Origin of the sequence: Actinomadura sp. (assembly GCF_044508335.1) — a bacterium.
Taxonomy (GTDB): Bacteria; Actinomycetota; Actinomycetes; order Streptosporangiales; family Streptosporangiaceae; genus Spirillospora.
The window spans coordinates 1-17,396 of the sequence record NZ_JBIQHY010000139.1 but is presented as its reverse complement, the minus strand read 5'-3'; the positions used below and the strand labels follow the sequence as shown (position 1 = coordinate 17,396).

General features: G+C 70.7%; 19 protein-coding genes, 4 tRNA genes and 1 CRISPR repeat array. Of the genes, 12 read left to right on the top strand and 11 right to left on the bottom strand.

The annotated features are described in order from the left end of the window. Nucleotides 1-199: 199 nt before the first annotated feature. From ACIWVC_RS30495 to xerC, 6 genes are all read left to right on the top strand, one after another. Nucleotides 200-352: a hypothetical protein gene (locus ACIWVC_RS30495; protein WP_396454887.1), complete on the top strand. Its 153-nt coding sequence runs from the start codon at nt 200-202 to the stop codon at nt 350-352. A gap of 116 nt (nt 353-468) precedes the next feature. Further along, nucleotides 469-1,083: a reverse transcriptase domain-containing protein gene (locus ACIWVC_RS30490; protein WP_396454888.1), complete on the top strand. Its 615-nt coding sequence runs from the start codon at nt 469-471 to the stop codon at nt 1,081-1,083. 13 nt (nt 1,084-1,096) lie between these two features. Then, a complete protein-coding gene (locus ACIWVC_RS30485; RefSeq protein WP_396454886.1) occupies nt 1,097-1,378 on the top strand; it encodes a hypothetical protein in 282 nt (93 codons plus the stop codon). A gap of 63 nt (nt 1,379-1,441) precedes the next feature. After that, nucleotides 1,442-2,245, top strand: coding sequence for a CRISPR system precrRNA processing endoribonuclease RAMP protein Cas6 (gene cas6 / locus ACIWVC_RS30480; RefSeq protein WP_396454885.1), 804 nt, complete (start codon nt 1,442-1,444; stop codon nt 2,243-2,245). A 41-nt stretch (nt 2,246-2,286) separates the two neighbouring features. After that, a CRISPR array of direct repeats spans nt 2,287-3,520; the repeat unit is 30 nt; unit sequence GTTGCGAACCCTCGCAGGGGCGATGAGGAC. A 457-nt stretch (nt 3,521-3,977) separates the two neighbouring features. Next, nucleotides 3,978-4,271: a helix-turn-helix domain-containing protein gene (locus ACIWVC_RS30475; RefSeq protein WP_396454884.1), complete on the top strand. Its 294-nt coding sequence runs from the start codon at nt 3,978-3,980 to the stop codon at nt 4,269-4,271. Between the two features lie 31 nt (nt 4,272-4,302). After that, on the top strand, nt 4,303-5,727 hold the full coding sequence (gene xerC / locus ACIWVC_RS30470; protein WP_396452292.1) for a tyrosine recombinase XerC: 1,425 nt from the start codon (nt 4,303-4,305) through the stop codon (nt 5,725-5,727). Between the two features lie 184 nt (nt 5,728-5,911). On the opposite strand, the gene ACIWVC_RS30465 is transcribed toward xerC, so the two are convergent. Both ACIWVC_RS30465 and ACIWVC_RS30460 read right to left on the bottom strand, forming a co-directional pair. After that, nucleotides 5,912-5,983, bottom strand: a tRNA-Val gene (locus ACIWVC_RS30465). Between the two features lie 272 nt (nt 5,984-6,255). After that, nucleotides 6,256-6,672: a TIGR02611 family protein gene (locus ACIWVC_RS30460; RefSeq protein ID WP_396452291.1), complete on the bottom strand. Its 417-nt coding sequence runs from the start codon at nt 6,670-6,672 to the stop codon at nt 6,256-6,258. A 267-nt stretch (nt 6,673-6,939) separates the two neighbouring features. Between ACIWVC_RS30460 and ACIWVC_RS30455 the strand changes: the two genes are divergently transcribed. Then, nucleotides 6,940-7,353: an SsgA family sporulation/cell division regulator gene (locus tag ACIWVC_RS30455; protein WP_396452289.1), complete on the top strand. Its 414-nt coding sequence runs from the start codon at nt 6,940-6,942 to the stop codon at nt 7,351-7,353. Here the strand turns inward: ACIWVC_RS30455 and sthA are convergent. Further along, the gene (gene sthA / locus ACIWVC_RS30450) at nt 7,350-8,753 is read right to left on the bottom strand and encodes a Si-specific NAD(P)(+) transhydrogenase (RefSeq protein ID WP_396452287.1); all 1,404 of its coding nucleotides are present in this window, start codon (nt 8,751-8,753) and stop codon (nt 7,350-7,352) included. The two genes, ACIWVC_RS30455 and sthA, sit on opposite strands and share 4 nt — an antisense overlap. A 52-nt stretch (nt 8,754-8,805) precedes the next feature. Then, nucleotides 8,806-9,444 carry a TetR/AcrR family transcriptional regulator gene (locus ACIWVC_RS30445; protein ID WP_396452285.1) on the bottom strand — a complete coding sequence of 213 codons (639 nt, stop codon included), beginning with the start codon at nt 9,442-9,444 and terminating at the stop codon, nt 8,806-8,808. A gap of 125 nt (nt 9,445-9,569) precedes the next feature. Between ACIWVC_RS30445 and ACIWVC_RS30440 the strand changes: the two genes are divergently transcribed. Beyond that, entirely contained in the window at nt 9,570-9,890 is a 321-nt protein-coding gene (locus tag ACIWVC_RS30440) for a DMT family transporter (RefSeq protein ID WP_396452283.1), read from the top strand. A gap of 29 nt (nt 9,891-9,919) precedes the next feature. Beyond that, a complete protein-coding gene (gene ppgK, locus ACIWVC_RS30435) occupies nt 9,920-10,759 on the top strand; it encodes a polyphosphate--glucose phosphotransferase (protein ID WP_396452281.1) in 840 nt (279 codons plus the stop codon). A gap of 19 nt (nt 10,760-10,778) precedes the next feature. On the opposite strand, the gene ACIWVC_RS30430 is transcribed toward ppgK, so the two are convergent. From ACIWVC_RS30430 to ACIWVC_RS30415, 4 genes are all read right to left on the bottom strand, one after another. Next, nucleotides 10,779-13,589 carry an alpha-mannosidase gene (locus ACIWVC_RS30430; protein WP_396452279.1) on the bottom strand — a complete coding sequence of 937 codons (2,811 nt, stop codon included), beginning with the start codon at nt 13,587-13,589 and terminating at the stop codon, nt 10,779-10,781. Beyond that, on the bottom strand, nt 13,580-13,930 hold the full coding sequence (locus tag ACIWVC_RS30425) for a PHP domain-containing protein (RefSeq protein ID WP_396452296.1): 351 nt from the start codon (nt 13,928-13,930) through the stop codon (nt 13,580-13,582). The genes ACIWVC_RS30430 and ACIWVC_RS30425 overlap by 10 nt, the downstream gene beginning before the upstream one ends. Nucleotides 13,931-14,131: 201 nt before the next feature. Next, nucleotides 14,132-14,968 (bottom strand): aminotransferase class IV, encoded by an 837-nt coding sequence (locus ACIWVC_RS30420; protein WP_396452277.1) that lies wholly within the window; start codon nt 14,966-14,968, stop codon nt 14,132-14,134. 162 nt (nt 14,969-15,130) lie between these two features. Beyond that, nucleotides 15,131-15,835, bottom strand: coding sequence for an ArsR/SmtB family transcription factor (locus ACIWVC_RS30415; RefSeq protein WP_396452275.1), 705 nt, complete (start codon nt 15,833-15,835; stop codon nt 15,131-15,133). A gap of 124 nt (nt 15,836-15,959) precedes the next feature. Here ACIWVC_RS30415 and ACIWVC_RS30410 point away from each other — a divergent pair. The 3 genes from ACIWVC_RS30410 (at nt 15,960) to ACIWVC_RS30400 (ending at nt 16,249) form a co-directional block, all read left to right on the top strand. Continuing rightward, nucleotides 15,960-16,031 (top strand) — tRNA-Gly (locus ACIWVC_RS30410). A gap of 41 nt (nt 16,032-16,072) precedes the next feature. After that, nucleotides 16,073-16,143 (top strand) — tRNA-Cys (locus ACIWVC_RS30405). Between the two features lie 34 nt (nt 16,144-16,177). Next, nucleotides 16,178-16,249, top strand: a tRNA-Val gene (locus ACIWVC_RS30400). Between the two features lie 67 nt (nt 16,250-16,316). On the opposite strand, the gene ACIWVC_RS30395 is transcribed toward ACIWVC_RS30400, so the two are convergent. The 3 genes from ACIWVC_RS30395 to ACIWVC_RS30385 all read right to left on the bottom strand — a co-directional run. Next, nucleotides 16,317-16,721 (bottom strand): cupin domain-containing protein, encoded by a 405-nt coding sequence (locus ACIWVC_RS30395; protein ID WP_396452273.1) that lies wholly within the window; start codon nt 16,719-16,721, stop codon nt 16,317-16,319. Nucleotides 16,722-16,787: 66 nt separating this feature from the next. Then, nucleotides 16,788-17,120, bottom strand: coding sequence for an Lrp/AsnC ligand binding domain-containing protein (locus ACIWVC_RS30390; RefSeq protein ID WP_396452272.1), 333 nt, complete (start codon nt 17,118-17,120; stop codon nt 16,788-16,790). A gap of 85 nt (nt 17,121-17,205) precedes the next feature. Beyond that, on the bottom strand, nt 17,206-17,396 hold a 191-nt coding region (locus tag ACIWVC_RS30385), incomplete at its 5' end, for a hypothetical protein (RefSeq protein WP_396454883.1).

Here is a 17,396-nt window from a genome sequence, read left to right as displayed (position 1 = left end):
CAGTACCTCAGATTATGGGGGTCTGACCTGCAGGTTTGCAAGATCATGCGCCAACCTCCTCGGAACCGATCTTGAAGAGGCGCCACAAACGATCTTCAAATGGGTGTTTGCGCAGGTCACAGGCAAGTTTGAGGGTGCGCGCCAACCTCCTGACAATTCTGTGAATAGCAGGAACGCTGCTCGTCCATCGGTTGTAGGTATGAGGACACGTGAGCGGACAAGGACAGGGGCGCGGCTGGCCAGTGATCGGGTGCTGTGGGTCGCCTGGTCGCGGGTGGCGGCCGGCAGCGCCATGGCCGGGGCGGACGGCGTCACCGCGGCCGTGTTCGGCCGCGAGGTCGGCCCCGGCTGACGACCCTGGCGACGCTGCTGCGGGAACAGCGGTACCAGGCACAGCCGCTCCGGCCGGTGCGGTTGATGCGTGGCGGCAAGCTGCGGACGCGGGGGTTGCCGACCATCTGAGACCGCATCGTCCAGCGAGCCTTCCTGAACGTTCACGGGACTCGGTTGAATCCTGCCAACCCGGTCAGTTTCTCATACCGTCCCGGGCGGTCATGGCTCAACGCGCTCGAGCAGGTGCAGCGGCATCGCGATTACGGGCTGAGGTGGGTTCTGCGGACCGACATCGCCGACTTCTTCGCCGAGGTCGACCACCGGCTCCTGCTGGAACAGGTCGCTGGGTGGATACGCGATCCCTACGCCGCCGAGCTCGTCCGCTCCTGGGTGACTGCGCCATGGCTGATGCCCGAAGGGGTGGTGCAGCGCCCCGGAGGATTGCCGGAGGGCGCACCGATCAGCCCGGCCCTCGCGGAGCTCTTCCTCGCCGATTTCGATCGTGAAGTCGACGGGAGATCGGGGCGCCCGGTCCGCTACGCCGACGACCTCACCGTCCTGTGCCAAGGACCAGACGAGGCGATGGCGGCTCTCACCGATGTCGACCGGGCCCTGACGGCGCGAGGGCTGCGTATCAACCCCGACAAGACCTACATCGCCAACTTCGATTTCGGGTTCACCCTGCTGGGCTGGCGTTTCGCCGGCACGACAGCGCAGCCCGCCGCTGGCACGGAAGAGGGAGGCCGCTGAGGTGGGTCGTGCCATGAACGGGCCGGTACTGGTCTGCTACGACGTATTCGACGACGGCCGCCGCAACCGGCTGCGGGCCGCGCTGGAGGAGGTCGCCAACCGGTTCCAGCAGAGCGGCTGGCTCATCCCCGACGCAGCGGGCCTGGACGCCCACCGCGCCGCCGCCACGCTCGAAGGTCTGCTGGCCCCCATCGACCGGCTCCGCATCTACGCACCCCGCCCCGCCTGCGCGCGCCAAGTCCGGACCGTCCCGGCGGGGCCACCACTCGCCCGACCGGCTTGGGTCGCGGACTGACCGCGACACCCGCAACCTCACTAGGGTGCATCCAGACCCGACGAGACGAAGGCCGAGGCCCGCATGCCTGCTCGCATCATCGTCCACCTCGAACCCGCCGCCGGGCGCCCACCCGTTCCCCCGCCGCACACCGGCCCCGCCGTCAATGCCGCGTTCCTGGCCGCTCTACGCGACGCCGGCGAAGACGCCCTGTCGGCCGCGCTCCACGAGATCCGTCCGCCCAAGCCGTTCGCGCTCACCCCGCTTCTGGACGAACGGGACCGACGCGCCAACGCCTCCAGCAAACAAGTACGGTTCGAGATCGGGATCCTGGCCAACTCGCTCACCGCCCCCGTCCTCCAAGCTCTGGCGGCCACCGGAGACGTGCGGATAGCCCGCTGCCAATACAAGGTCGCAGCCATCGAACTAGCCGGAGCCGAGACGTTTCCCGACCTCCTCGCCGGTGCCGCATCTGCCAGCCGATGGACACTGCGGATAGCGACACCGGTCGCATTCTTCACCGCCCTGGAAGAGGGTGTGCGGAGAGTCCGCCTCTTCCCCGAACCGGACTGGGTCTTCTCCGACCTCTACCGAAAGTGGAACGCATTCGCTCCTGAAGTTGCACTAGGTAAGGCGACGGCCCAGACCATCACTCAGAACCTAGAAGTCGCAGACTACCGCCTCACGATGGGCGAATACCTACTCAAGGCCGGCGTCCCGCCAGTACGTGGCAGCATCGGCACGATCTCCTACCGCATCGCCGACATACGCCACACCACCGCCGAAGGGCGAGCGGGCTTGGACGCCCTCATCCGCTTCAGCGCCTACGCGGGCATCGGCGACCGCACCACCATCGGCATGGGGCACACCATTCCATCAACCCGATGACACAGTAAAAAGCTCCGCAGCACCAGGATAACGATCGGAATAGTCGAAACCGTCGCAGGGGCGATGAGAACGCTGTACGAGGACATCAAAGTCTTGTGCGGGCGCATGTTGCAAACCCTCGCAGGGGCGATGAGGACCAGCGGAGGGTGCAGAGGGGTTCGATTCCCCTCCCGGCCAGTTGCGAACCCTCGCAGGGGCGATGAGGACCCACTCGACTTCTGGGAATGGTTGCCGCTCCGAATGAGGTTGCGAACCCTCGCAGGGGCGATGAGGACCGGTCTCAGGGTGTGCGGGAGAGAGAGGGGGGCTGCATGCCGTTGCGAACCCTCGCAGGGGCGATGAGGACTCGGATAACTCACTTGGAGATCACCCCTTTGGGGATTTGTTGCGAACCCTCGCAGGGGCGATGAGGACGCGACGCGCTCGACCTCGGCGCGGCCGAGCCCCTGTTGCGAACCCTCGCAGGGGCGATGAGGACCAGTTGGGACGAGTACGCCCGCAGGCTGAGCGCAATGTTGCGAACCCTCGCAGGGGCGATGAGGACGCCCACATAGAGACCTACAGACAGACGAAAGTCTGGTTGCGAACCCTCGCAGGGGCGATGAGGACTAGCAGGTGGCACGCGCGGAAAGCGAGTGTGGCGTTGCGAACCCTCGCAGGGGCGATGAGGACGCGACCGGATACCGGCCCGAGTGCCGAGCCTGCAACAGCGTTGCGAACCCTCGCAGGGGCGATGAGGACGCAAGAAGCACTACCACGCCGCGAACGCCGCCCGTAAGTTGCGAACCCTCGCAGGGGCGATGAGGACGCATCCAGCGGAGTGCTTCGAGGCGTCCGTGCCCGCGTTGCGAACCCTCGCAGGGGCGATGAGGACGTGGACGGCCGGGTGCCGCAACGTTCGCGCCCTCGCGTTGCGAACCCTCGCAGGGGCGATGAGGACCGGAACCGGTGGACGTGCCAACCGTGGAGCCGCCCGAGTTGCGAACCCTCGCAGGGGCGATGAGGACCTCACCCCGCCCGGTGAGCCCTGCTACTCGGTCAGCAGGTTGCGAACCCTCGCAGGGGCGATGAGGACGCGACCCTGCGCGCCGATGACGTCCTCGCCGCCCTGTTGCGAACCCTCGCAGGGGCGATGAGGACGCATGCGTGACGGCCGTGGACCTGGTCGGGCTCCTTGGTTGCGAACCCTCGCAGGGGCGATGAGGACCCTGACGGCCCCCTCAAGCCCCCGGCGCGGGTGTCCCCGTTGCGAACCCTCGCAGGGGCGATGAGGACCCCACGGTAAAGCCGCAGGTGCCGTCGGTGCTAGAGGGGCGTCGAGAGGCCGATTTTTCAGCGATCCGTCGGTTGTGCAGATGAGCCCGGCGTGTCGCTGAAATCAGCTGATCAACTACGCCGATGGCCTGGGCACGCTGGTCCGGCACGGTGGCGCTCGTACCGCGCCTACTGCCGAGGAGGGCAGCATGATCTCCACCTACGCCCACCATCGCCCATGCCCTTCACGACAGACAAGCCGTGCTCGCGTCTCGGACGTAGCGGACCCTAGTTGTCGCCGAGTGTGCTGTGATCGCGAACGGTCCAGTTGACGCCGACGGAAGGGGCGACTTCTCGACTCGGTTACACACCCGCCCGGATCGTACATGGATGACTACTCTACGTGCAAAGTTGTGGCCAAGGTCGTCGATCTCTTGCGAAGGGTGCTCTCCGTCTCTGATGTGACGCTGTAGGGCGCATGGCTTTCGTCGTGTTGTCCTACAGCTTGACGGCGAAGCGAGGTGTGACCTTGCGGGGTGGGCGAAGCCCCCAGCAGCGTGACGCGCGTCCAAATGTCCGGCTGTACACGCCGGGCGAGGCGGCTGCGATGTTGCAGGTGCGCGAGTCGTGGCTGCGTAAGAAGGCGAGTGCGCGGGCGATCCCGTGCACCTTCATCGGGAAGCATCTGCGGTTCAGCGACCAGGACATCGCCGCGATCATCGCGGCTGGCGCCAAGCAACCGGTCGTCCGACAGCGACGCGACGGGTTCTGAGCTGCAGCTGCACAGCAAAGAGGAGCATGGCATGGCGTATGCCGAAAAGCGGGGAAGCAAATGGCGGATCCGGTATGTGCGTCCAGACGGCAGCACGGGCTCGCAATCAGGGTTCGAGACCAAGAAGGCCGCGCTGAACTGGGGAGAGGAGCAGGAGGCCGGTATCCGGCGACATAGTTGGAACGATCCTCGTGACGGGGCGGCGTTACTGGCCGACTGGGTCGAGTTGTGGTGGTCCGGGCAGGATCTGGAGGCCACCACCGAGGCCAAGTACCGGTATCTGATCGATCATCACATCGTTCCCGTTTTCGGGCACCGGCCGGTCAGCACCTTTACCAGCCCAGAGGAGATCGTCGCCTGGGAGAAGCGGACGCGGACAAACGGGTTCTCCCACCGGACCGCAGCCGATGCCCGGTCGCTACTGGGGACGATCCTGGGAGACGCCAAGGAACGCGGGATGGTCGCCAGCAACGTCGCCGTCAAGCGGCGAGGGCGTGGCCGGAAGCGGGCGCGGCGGGTCATCGCGGTGCGCGGGCCCGAGAAGGTGTGGGCGACCCCGCTGCAGACGCTGCTGCCGGCCGAGCGGTGTGCGCTGCTGTCCGGACGCGACGATGACTTCATTCTGATCGTCCTCACCGCCTACACCGGGATGCGGTGGGGCGAGGTGCACGGTCTGGAACGGCCGGCGTGCCGGCTCGACCGGATCCAGATCGACTGGCAGCTGCGCGAACTGGCGGGGCGGCTGGAGATGGTGCCGCCCAAGGACGACTCGCATCGGCCCGTCGACCTGCCGCCCTTCCTTTCGGCGCTGGTGTCAAAGCAGAGCGTCCGTACGCCGGGTCGCTGCGCATGTCCAGGGCGGACGCCCGAATGCGGCGGGCGCGGGCAGTACCTGTTCCTCAGCCCGGACGGCGCGCATCATCGACGCTCCAACTACGCCCGGCGAATGTTCCAGCCGGCTGCGGACGGCCGATACCCCAAGGGCACTCGGCAGACCGGAAAGCGGGTCCTGGTCGACACGACGCTATGGCCGGGGACACCGGTTGCGGCCTGGCCCGACGCCGTCGCCGGGCAGCCGTTTCATCCCCCAAGAGGAAAAGGGATCCGGGTCGTGACAGAAGGGGACTCACCGTCGGTGTGGCTGCCGCTGATCGAAGGGCTCACCCCGCACGGGCTCCGGCACAGCCACAAGACCTGGATGCTGGAGGACGCAGTGCCGGAAGTGCTTCAGGCGGAACGCCTGGGCCACACCGTGCCGGGCATTCGGGGCGTGTACTCCCACGTCTCGGACGCCATGCGAGACGATCTCAAGGCCAAGCTCCAGCAACGCTGGGAGGGTTCGCTGCGCGAGCGGCTCCGTTTCAGTGCGACTTCCCCGGTTCCGGTGCTCAACGATCTCCTGGAGACCGCTCAGAAACGGGCCGGCTCGTCGGGCATACGTCTCGCGAGCGCTTAGAAGATCACCGTACGGGCGGGACGGGATGCTGGTCTTGTCCCGCCCGTACCGCTACGGAGAGTGATGATCCTGGGAGGTGTTCTTGTGACCTCGTTCGGGTGGGAGGGAGATGATCTCCCAGAAACCTCCCAGTTGATCACTCAGGCCCTGCCGCTGATGTGCGGGAGGGTCTGTGGTGTAAGGGTGGGCGATACTGGGTTCGAACCAGTGACCTCTTCGGTGTGAACGAAGCGCTCTCCCACTGAGCTAATCGCCCCGGGTGTTCCGACGTCGGAAACTCTAGCGCATCTTGAGGGGTGGTCGCGCGCCGTCAAGGGGCCGGGAGACGGCGATGCTGGTCAGGGCGCAGGCCGGGAGGGCGCGGCTGGTGGTCGTCTTCGCAGATGGTGGTGCCGGGGCTTGACGCGTAGGCGTCCGGGAGCCGCGTGAAGGTCTGCGATGGGTGGCGGTACGGCAAGTGCGAAGCGCTGTTCCTGTGGCTTCGCGGTCTGCGGTGGGTATCCGGTCTGCGGACGGGGTCGCTGGTCGTTAGGTCCAGAAGACGGGGTCTTCTATTTCCCAGGGGAGGGTCAGGCCGTAGATGCCCAGGTAGGCGGCTACCGCGGCGGCCAGGACGATGGCCGTTACGGCGCCGAAGACGGTGTTGCGGCGGCGCTTGCGGGGGTCTAGGGCCTTCTCCTTGGCGCGGTCGGCGGCGGTCTTGGCGCGGTAGAGGGCGCGCTGGGCCCAGGCGAACTCCGTGGCGAGGATCGCCAGGCCGATGACGATGCCGAGCAGGCCCGGGCCCGGGGTGACCATCATGACGAGGCCGCCGACCAGGACGGTCGCGCCGACGGCGAAGACGCCGGCGCGCCAGGCGGTGTTGAGGAGCGGGTTGCGCCGCACCCGGGCGCGGAAGCGGTGGAGCAGGCCGGGCTCCGAGACCTTTTCTTGATTGATTGCCACGGATTTACCTTAAGCCAGTTGTTGGCGCCGGGGGGACGCCCAGGTGGGGGTACTCCGTGCCGGGCACATCACGGCAAGATCGGCTTTTGCGCAGGTCAGGCGGGGGTTTTGCTACGGTGAGATGAATCACACGGGCCGGGGACGCCGGAATGTTCGGCCGGGATCAGGCAGTTAGGCGTCATACATCGCGGGGATGTCCGTGGGAGGGAGAACCACCCCACCGGAGCACCCCGCGAGCCAGCGGGACCGACGTAAGAGGGAATGGCCATGAACAGCAGTACGACCGTCTCAGCGCAGCTGGGCCTTCGTCTCGTCGTCCCCGACCGCACGACCGTCCCCCTGCTCGCCGGGCTCGAGTACGCGGCCGACGACCCGTACGCGATCCGGATGGCCTTCTACGTGGGCGACGATGAGCCCGTTGAGTGGATCTTCGCTCGGGAGCTCCTCACGGTCGGCATCGTGCGCAGGGTCGGGGACGGGGACGTCGAGGTCTGGCCGGCCGACGACGACGCCTCGCTCAACATCGCGCTGTCGTCCCCGTTCGGGGACGCGCTGTTCGAGGTGCCGCTGTCGCCGCTCGCCGACTTCCTGCACCGGACGTACCAAGCGGTCCCGGCGGGGGAGGAGAGCGAGTTCATCGACATCGACGCGGAGCTGGAGAACCTGCTCTGGCCGTCCTAGCCGGACAGGCGGGCGATGTGGCGCATCTTGTTCATCGCGTCCAGGGCGGCGACCTTGTAGGACTCGGCGAGCGTCGGGTAGTTGAACACCGCGTTGACCAGGTAGTCGACGGTGCCGCCGCAGCCCATGACAGTCTGGCCGATGTGGACGAGTTCGGTGGCCCCGGTGCCGAAGACGTGGACGCCGAGCAGGCGCCGGTCCTCCGGTGAGACGAGGAGCTTCAGCATCCCGTAGGAGTCGCCGATGATCTGGCCGCGGGCCAGCTCGCGGTAGCGGGAGACCCCCACTTCGAACGGCACCTTGGCCTCGGTGAGGGCGTCCTCGGTGCGGCCGACGAAACTGATCTCGGGGATCGTGTAGATGCCGATGGGCTGCGTCTCGCTGATCTCCGAGACGGGTTCGCCGCAGGCGTGGTGCGCGGCGAGGCGGCCCTGCTCCATCGAGGTGGCGGCGAGAGACGGGAACCCGATCACGTCGCCGACGGCGTAGATGTGCGGGACCTCGGTGCGGTAGTCGTCGTCGACCTTGATGCGGCCGCGGTGGTCGGCGGCGAGGCCGGCGGCGTCCAGGCACAGGTCGTCGGTCATGCCCTGCCGTCCCGCCGAGTACATGACGGTGTCGGCGGGGATGCGCTTGCCGCTCTCCAGGACGGTGATCGCCCCGTTCGGCATCCGCTCGACGGACGCGACAGACTCGCGGAACCGGAACGTGACGGCCAGGTCGCGCAGGTGGTACTTGAGCGCCTCGACGATCTCCAGGTCGCAGAAGTCCAGCATGCGCTCGCGGCGCTCCACGACGGTGACCTTGGTGCCGAGCGCGGCGAACATGGAGGCGTACTCGATGCCGATGACGCCGGCGCCGACGACGACCATGGTCTCCGGGATGCGGTCCATGTTGATGATGCCGTCGGAGTCGATGATCGTCCGGTCGTCGAAGTCGACGGTGTCGGGGCGGGCCGGGCGGGTGCCGGTCGCGATCACGATGCGCTCGGCGGTGACCTTCTGCTCCCGGTCGCCGGCGCCGGTGATGCCGATCGTGTTCGGCTCCAGGAACCGTCCCGTGCCCGGCAGCACGGTGACGTGGTTGCGGGCGAGCTGGCTGCGGACGACGTCGGTCTCCCGGCCGATGACGTGCTGGGTGCGCATCCCGAGGTCGGCGACGGTGATCTCGTCCTTGACCCGGTAGCTCTGCCCGTACAGCTCGCGCTGGTTGAGGCCGGTCAGGTACAGGACGGCCTCCCGCATCGTCTTGGACGGGATCGTCCCGGTGTTGATGCAGACGCCGCCGATCATTTCGCGGCGGTCGACGATGCCGACCTTGCGGCCGAGTTTGGCGGCGGCGATGGCCGCGCGCTGCCCGCCGGGCCCGGATCCGAGCACGAGGAGATCGAAGTCGCTCACTCCCCCAGTCTGGCGGCAGGCCCCGTCCCGTTAAAGCCTTTCGCCGGATGGATCATGATCCGTCCGGTTCAGGCCCGCCGATCAGCCCGCCGGCGAGGGCGTCCAGGCCGGCCTTGATGCGGTCGAGCGGCATGCCACGGGTCCGGAGCTGGTGGAGGACGAGGTTCGCGGCGAGGGGCGCGAGGAGGGCGTCGGCGAGGTAGGCGGCGTCGAGGCCGGGGCGGATCTGGCCGAGGAGCATGGCCAGGTGCATGTGGTAGAGCGCGTAGGAGCCGTCCCGGAAGCGGGCGCCGGGCGGGTCCGACTCGGCCGTGACCAGCAGTTCGGCCTGTGCCGCCGTCCGGTCGGCGAGGGCGTGCAGGAACGCGCGCAGCCGCTCGGGCGCGGGCGCGCCGGGGCCGAGCGGCGGCGGACCGTGGATGAAGGCGTCCTGGAAGGCGCGCTCGCGGTCGTCGATCACCGCGTAGACGAGCCGGGCGCGGTCGCCGAAGCGCCGGTAGACGGTGCCGACGCCGACGCCCGCCGCGCGCGCCACCTCGTCCATGGACACCGCCTCGGGGCCGCGGGCCTCGATCACTTCGGCGGCGGCGCGGAGGATGCGGCGGCGGTTGAGGGCGGCGTCCGCGCGCTCGGCCGGGGGGCGGCCCACGACGGGCAGCTCCCGGCGTCCCGCGAGGGGCGGTTCCCGCATGTCGGCCTCCGTCCGGGGGATCGTGCTCCGGCAGGTTACCGGAGAGGGCTCCGCTTCCATGTTGTATCCGGAAGGTTCTCCGGTTAACGTCAAGCGGAGAGGTTTCCGGTTATTGGAGGTACGTCATGGCCTGGGTGTTCCTGATCATCGCTTCGCTGATGGAGCTGGTGTGGGCGACGGCGCTGAAGGACTCGGACGGCCTGAGCAAGCCGTGGCCGACCGCGATCGGCCTCGCGGTCGCGCTGCTCAGCGTCGTCGTGCTGTCGCTGTCGCTGCGCACCCTGCCGGTCGGCACCGCCTACGCGGTCTTCACCGGCCTGGGGGCGCTCGGCGTGGCGGCCGTCGGCATCTTCGCGTTCCACGAGAGCACCTCCCCGGCCCGCCTGGCGTTCCTGGCGCTGATCATCGTCGGCGTGGTCGGCCTGCAGTTCGCGGAGAACTCTTAGGCCCGCCGGAGATCGGGCAGAGTGAAGGCATGGCGAGGGAGATGCTCGGAATCGACATCGGCGGATCGGGGATCAAGGGCGCGCCGGTCGACCTGTCCGACGGCGCGTTCACGCGCGAGCGGTTCCGGATCGACACGCCGCGGCCGGCCAAGCCCAAGCCCGTCGCGAAGGTGATCGCCCGGATCGTGGACCACTTCGGGTGGGACGGCCCGGTGGGCATCACCTATCCCGGCGTGGTGATCGACGGCGTGGCGATGTCGGCGGCGAACGTGTCCAAGCACTGGCTGGGGCTGGACGCGGCGTCCCTGTTCGCGGACGTCACCGGGCGGGAGATCACGGTGCTCAACGACGCCGACGCGGCCGGGGTGGCGGAGATGCGGCTCGGCGCGGGGCGCGGCCGGCGCGGCACCGTCGTGGTGCTCACGCTGGGCACGGGCATCGGCAGCGCGCTGTTCACCGACGGGGTCCTCGTCCCGAACACCGAGTTCGGGCACATCCAGATCGACGGGAAGGACGCCGAGCTGCGCGCGTCCGCGAAGGCGCGCACCGAGGAGGGCCTCGGCTGGTCCCGGTGGGCGAGGCGGCTCAGCGTGTACCTGGCGCACCTGGAGGCGCTGCTCTCCCCCTCGCTGATCATCGTGGGCGGCGGCGTGAGCCGGAAGTCCGACCGCTTCCTGCCGCTGATCGAGGGGGTGCGGGCGGAGATCGTCCCGGCGCGGCTGGTGAACAACGCGGGCATCGTGGGCGCGGCGATGGCGGCGGCCGCCGCGCACCCGGCGGAGACCGCCGAGCCCGCGCCGCCGCGGGCCGTCCGGGCGGCCGGGCGGAACGGCGACCGGCGGCCCGGCAAGGTCGAGGCCGCCCGCTAGAGCCCGCGGCCAAGTACGGCTAGGGCCTGCGCAGCCGCACGGTGGCGATCTCCCAGGGGCGCAGCGCCAGCGCCACCGTCCCGTCGTGAACGTCGAGCGGGATGCCGGGGCGCCCGCGCAGGTCGGTGCGGACGGCCTCGGTGAAGTCCCCGCGCAGGACGGCCGTCGCCGGCTCGGCGCACTGGGCGGCCATGCGGGTCTCGATCCAGCCGCCGCGGGCGCGCAGCGAGATCATGACCACGCCGTCCCCGGTGATCGCGATGCCCTCCCGGGGCTCGGGGACGGGCGCGGAGGCGTGCCCGTAGCCGGCGGCGGTGAGAAGGTCGTGCCGGAACGCCTCGGCGGCGCGGAGCACCTCGGGCCCGGGCCGTTCGCCGTCGTAGGGCATGACCGCCATCGCGGCCGTCCGCTCGCCGCGGCACTGCGCGCCCGGGGTGGGCAGCTGCGGCCCGGCGGGCTGGTCCCGGTAGGCGTTGCGGTCCCGGGACAGGTGGCCGACCGCGCGCAGCAGCGTGAGCGCCATCTCCCGCCCGCCCCCGGTGATCTCGTACTCGGTGGCGTGCTCCAGCAGGACGGCGAGGCCGCCCGCCGCGACGAACCCCGACGCGGGGTAGGTCGGCACGGGGCGCTCGCCGAAGCCGCCCTCGGCCGCCGGCCCCCGCTCGGTGATCGCGAACTGGCCCTCCGCGAAGGACGACTCCGCCCGGCGCGGCAGCGACAGGTGCAGCCGGACGCGGTGGTCGTCGCAGCGGTTGTCGAACGTCGTCCGCAACCGCAGGAACGGCTCGCCGGCCCGCAGTTCGGCGCGGGTCGTGACGGTCACGTCCTCCTCGGCCCGCGAACGCGCGCCGGCGTCCAGGTCTCCGCCGCGCGGCCAGCGGTAGGTCCGGACGATGTCGAACGCGGCGACGAGCGGCCCGTCCGACGCCCGCGCCACGTCCACGGTGACGGGGTCGCCGACGATCCGGTCGCGGGCGGGGGGCGCGTAGTTGTAGGTGTCGCCGAGGTCGCCGCCGTCCACGATCCGCCCGGCGCCCTCGACGACGTGGCCGGACGGGGTGCGCAGCCCGAGCGTGCCGTCGGCGTGCACCTCGGCGCGCAGCAGCCCGTTGTCGAGGACGTTCCCGTCCAGTACCGCCCTCTCCGGCGTCGCGGGGGCCTCCTCGGCCCGCGCGGCCGGCACGGGCCGCACGGCCGTCAGCCCGAGGGGCGGCACGTCGACGAGCGCGGCGACGGTGCGGCGCGGGTCGGCCAGGATCCGCAGGCGCCACTCCCCCTCCGCGCCCCGCAGCGCCTCCCGCACCTCGTTGACGTCGAACGGGACGTCGGCGCGGGACGTCACGCGGAAGGTCAGCGTGCGGTCCTCGCGCGACACCGACCAGTCGCGGATCTCCTGCCCGAACAGCACCCGCCCGTACACCCGCTCCAGCAGGATCGGCAGGTCGGAGGCCGGGTGGACGGCGTCGTCCAGCACGGTCGGCGCGACGCTGATCGTCTGCACGGGCACCGGCCGCCCGTCCCCCGCCACCAGCGCCGGCTCCCCGTCGCACGGGACGTCCAGCGTGACCAGGCCCGTGCGGCGGGCCGGGGTCGGGTTGAACACCAGGTGCCCGCCGAGCGGCACGGACGCGGCCCGCTCGGCGGTGACGAGGTCGCAGACGGCGCGCCCGAGCTGCTCCGCCTCGGCCATGTGCGCCGCGACCTGCTCGGCGGTCTCGTCGCAGCCGCAGCCGGTGACCGAGTCGTGGCAGCTCGCCTCGATGAGCCGCCGCCACGCCAGGTCGAGGAACGTCTGCGCGTCGCCCGCATACCAGAGCGCGGTCAGCGGCTCGGCGTACCGCTCGACGAGCCGCTCGGCGCGCCCCATCAGCTCCTTGAGCCGGACCCGGGCGGAGATCACCCCCGGCAGGATGTTGGCGCGGGCGTGCGAGCGCAGCTCGCCGCGGACGTGCGGCAGCCCGTCCGCGGACGGCGTCTCCGCCGCGAAGAAGCCCGCGAGGGTGTCGAGCCGCATGCCGGGCCCGGCGGACGCGATCCGGTCGGCGAGGTCGGCGGCGGGCGCGGTGTGGTCGGCGCCGTACATGGCCAGCAGCGGGCCGCCGCGCGGGTCCCAGCGGGCCATCGCCTCGGCGAACCCGGCGACGCGGCCGGGCGGCGGCGGCGCGCCGTCCCCGGACTCCTCGAACATCGACGCGGCGTTGCCGTAGCCGCCCTCCGGGAGGTAGCGGGTGCGGATCGCCGTCCCGTCCGGGGCCTCCCACGCGAACGTGCAGGTCCGCACCCGCTGCGGGACGCCGCGCCACACGCACGCGTGCTCGATCCCGGCGAGCTTCAGGATCTGCGGCATCTGCGCGCAATGCCCGAACTGGTCGGGCAGGTATCCGACCATCATCGCGGCGCCGAGCTCCTCCGCGCGCCGCATGCCGAGCTCCAGGTTCCGGATGATGTTCTCCCCCGAGCACAGGAACTCGTCGTGGAGGATCTGCCAGGGGCCGACGGCGAGCCGCCCCTCCCGGACGAGCGCGGCCAGCCGGTCGCGCCGCTCCGGGCGGATCTCCAGGTAGTCGTCGACCGCCGCCATCTGCCCGTCCAGCGTGAAGCGCCAGCGCGGATCGGCCTCCATCCGGTCGATGACGGCGTCGAGCAGCGCCACCAGCCGGAGCCGGAACCGCTGGAACGGCAGGTACCACTCGCGGTCCCAGTGGGTGTGCGGCACGACGACGATCTCGCGGCGGTCCGCCCGCCGGCCGTCCGCCCGCCCGGTGTCCGCCCGCCCGGTGTCCGCCGCCCGCCCCGTGCCCTCGGCGCGCCCCGCGTCCTCTATCCGCACAGTGCGATCACCTCGTTCTCGTGGCTCTCCAGGCGGTGCATGCCCGGACCTTCCGCCGGTATCCGGACGTCGTCGCCGCGGACGGCGGTGCGCCGGCCGCCGGGCCGGACGAGCACGGTCCCGTCGGCGCCGAACACGTTCGCGTGGCCGAGGTCGGGGGTGACCTCCTGGCCCGGGAGCAGCAGGACGCCGGCGTGCGCCGAGGCGGCGGGCAGCTCGGGCTGGTGGCTGACGGTGTTGTGGTCGGTCACCGCGAGGAAGTCGAGCCCTTGGGACGCGGCCAGGCACGCCAGCTCGCGGACGGGGAGCGTCCCGTCGCTGTGGACGGTGTGGGAGTGCAGGTCGCCCGCGAGCCGCCCCCGGCCACCAGATCCCCGTCGCGATGCAGCAGGACCCGCCCGGGACGCGGCACGGCCCGTCCCCGGTCGCCCGGCTCGGGCTCCCGCCCCTCGCCGGCGGCGACGTGCGGCGGTTCCCCCTCCACGTCCAGCGTGACAAGGGAAGAACCGATCACGTAAAGGGTTCGGCGGCCACTTCTCGGATCAAGGGTCCATGAGCTCGGCGGACCGCGCCGCGAACGCCTCCATCGCCTTCGCGGTGACGGGGCCGGGCGCCGCCGGGAGGACAGTGCCGTCCACCGCCCGGATCGGCTGCACGTCGCGGGTGGTGGACGTCAAGAACGCCTCGTCGGCGCGGTACAGGTCGTCCAGCGCGAGGTCCTCCTCCTCGCCGCCGAACCACTCCAGCGTCAGCGCCCGCGTCACCCCCGCCAGGCAGCCCGACGACAGCGGTGGCGTCACCAGCCGGCCGCCGAGCACCACGAAGATGTTGCTGCCCGTCCCCTCGCACAGGTTCCCTGCGGTGTTGCCGAAGATCGCCTCGCCGCCGCCGCGCTCCTTGGCGTAGGCGAGCGCCAGCGCGTTCTCCGCGTAGGACGTCGTCTTGAGGCCGGACAGCGCGCCCCGCTCGTTGCGCGGCCACGGCACGACCGTCACGTCCGCCGTCGGGGGGAACGGGTCCTGCGGCCCGGCGATGATCGACACGGTCGGCCCCGCGTCGCCGCGCGCCGACCCCAGCGGCCCCGGACCGCTCGTGTAGGTGATGCGGATCCGCGCCAGCGGCCACTTCGGCGCCGCCGCCAGCACCTCGAGGGTGCCCTGCGCGAGAGCGTCGTGGTCGGGCTCGGGCAGGCCGAGACCGGCCGCCGAACGGGCCAGCCGGCGCAGATGGCGGGTCAGCGCGAACGGCTCCCCGTTCGTCGCCTTCACCGTCTCGAAGATCCCGTCCCCGACCAGCATGCCGTGGTCGAAGACCGACACCACCGCCCGCTCGGGATCGATCAGTTCTCCGTTCAGCCAGATCCTGGCCTGCGCCGTCACCGGAAGCCACCCTCCCCATCACCCGGGCCGGAACCGGCCCGGTCTCGCGCCGATCGCTGAAGCGGCGGGCGTCCCGCGCCCAGCCGCCCGTGGGCCCACAGTACGGCGCTCCGGGGGACGTGTTCGAGTACTTCCGGGCAGCGCGCCCGGGATACGCGGCGTTCAGGCCAGAACGCACCCGAATGTGTCCGCGAGGCCCGCCAGGCCCTTCTCCGTCACCGCCAGCGCCCGCCGCGTCGGGCCCCGCTCGAACCAGCCCAGCTCGATCATGCGGTCGGTCAGCGCCGCGCCCAGCGCCCCGTTCAGATGCGGGCGCCGCTCTGTCCAGTCGAGGCACCGCCACGCGAACCTCCGCCGGGCCCGCCGCAGCGCCGCGACGTCCAGGCCGAGCGCGGCCAGCCGCTCCTCGCCCTTCTCCGTCACCTCGAAGGCGTCCTCGCCGTCCGGCTCGATCAGGCCGCCGTCCACCAGCGCCGCGAACAGCGCCACCCCGGCCGCGCCCGCCAGATGGTCGTAGCAGGTCCGCGCCTCCCGCAGCCGCCGCGCGTCCTTCGACTGCCGCAGGCTCCGCACCCGCACCGGCGGGCTGATCCGCGACAGCGCCTCGATCACCTGCGCGACCTCGCCGCTCCGCAGCCGGTAGTACCGGTGCCGGCCCTGCTTCACGACCGTGACGAACCCCGCGTCCAGCAGCCGCCCCAGATGCGCGCTCGCCGTCTGCGCGCTCACCCCCGCCGTCCGCGCCAGCTCCCCCGCCGCCAGCGGGCGCCCGTCCAGCAGCGCCGTCAGCATCGCCGCCCGCGCCCGATCCGCCAGCAGCGCCGCGACCGGCGCGAAGTCGGCACCGGCGACATGTTCCGCGCTCATGCCACGAGCCTAAGCGCCCCACCCTTCGACGCCCGCCGAAGCATCCGCCGCGCCCCGACCGGAAACCGGTTTGGGGAACCGCCCACCGACACGCTAAAGTCTTCCTCGTCGCCGCAAGGCGCACGCGGAAGTGGCTCAGGGGTAGAGCATCACCTTGCCAAGGTGAGGGTCGCGGGTTCAAATCCCGTCTTCCGCTCTGAGGGGCCTTTCAGGCTGTGACCCAGAAGGTCTCATTCTGGTGGAGTGGCCGAGAGGCGAGGCAACGGCCTGCAAAGCCGTGTACACGGGTTCAAATCCCGTCTCCACCTCGACGCCGTACCTCCCCCCGGAGGCCGCGGAAACGGGCGATTAGCTCAGTGGGAGAGCGCTACCTTGACACGGTAGAGGCCACTGGTTCAATCCCAGTATCGCCCACTTCGCAACTGGGAGTGGTGCGCTCGGAGCTTTGAGTTCCTTCGCCGCCACTCCCTCGTCGTATTCGTCATTCGCCGGGGGGCGTGGCGCGGGGGCGGCGGTCTGCTATTTCCGTCTCGTCCAGCAGGGTCAGCATTGGCTCTCCCGGCACGCCCAACATGACCACCACGAATTTCGCCCAGGTGTCGGAACGGTTGTTGGCCGCCTTCCAGTGGATGACGTCGCCGCCCGGCTCCCAGAACGCCTCCCCGGCGCGGATCACGCGTTCCGGCTGCCCGTCGAGCTCGAACAGCATCTCCCCTTCGAGCATGTACCCGAAGACGGGGCCCGAATGGCGGTGCGGAGGCGTGCCGGGGTCGCCGGGCGGGATCTCGACGGTCGCCGTCATGGCCTCGGCGCCCTCCGGGATGAACGGCGGCACCGTGTGCATCAGGGACGTCAGGACCGAGTTGGACCGGATGTCTATCGTCATGCCGCCGACGCTAACCGGCTCCCCGGCCCCCGCCCAGACCAGTCGGCACCGGATTCGCTGGACCGGTCAGCGGGTCTTGATGACCGACCCGGCGCGCTTCACCGAGCTGATCACCGGTGCCGTCTCGACGTGCTGGACGGCCGTGAGCGCACCGATGCGGCCGGTCAGGTAGCCGTAGAAGTCGGTGGTGTTGCGGCAGACCGCGATGGCCAGCAGGCTGGTCGGGCCCGTGATCGCGGCGGCGAAGACGATCTCGGGATGCCCCGCGAGGGCGTCGCCGACTGCGACCAGCTCCGACGGCGCGACGCGCTCAGAGACTACGAGGCGCCCTACTTCTCCGGCAGCCCCAGCCTGACGGTGCGCACCGTCGGCGACACGGGCCACGACCTGGCGCTGCACCCGTCCCACGGCGAGTCGTTCGCGGTGATGAACGCCTGGCTGCGAACCCACTGAGCCCGCATCCGCCCGGCGCCGCGGATTGGCATCAGGTGTCGCAGCCTATGCCGTCGCCGTCTCGGTCCAGGTCGTAGATGTCGTTGCCCACCACGCGGACCGGGCCCCGGACGTAACGGGGGCCGTTGCCGCTGCCGCCCGCGCAGTCGACATCGCTCGCTATCGGGACGCAGGCGCCGCTGTAGTTCGGGTCGCAGTTGCTCGCGCGCTTGGTGCCGACCG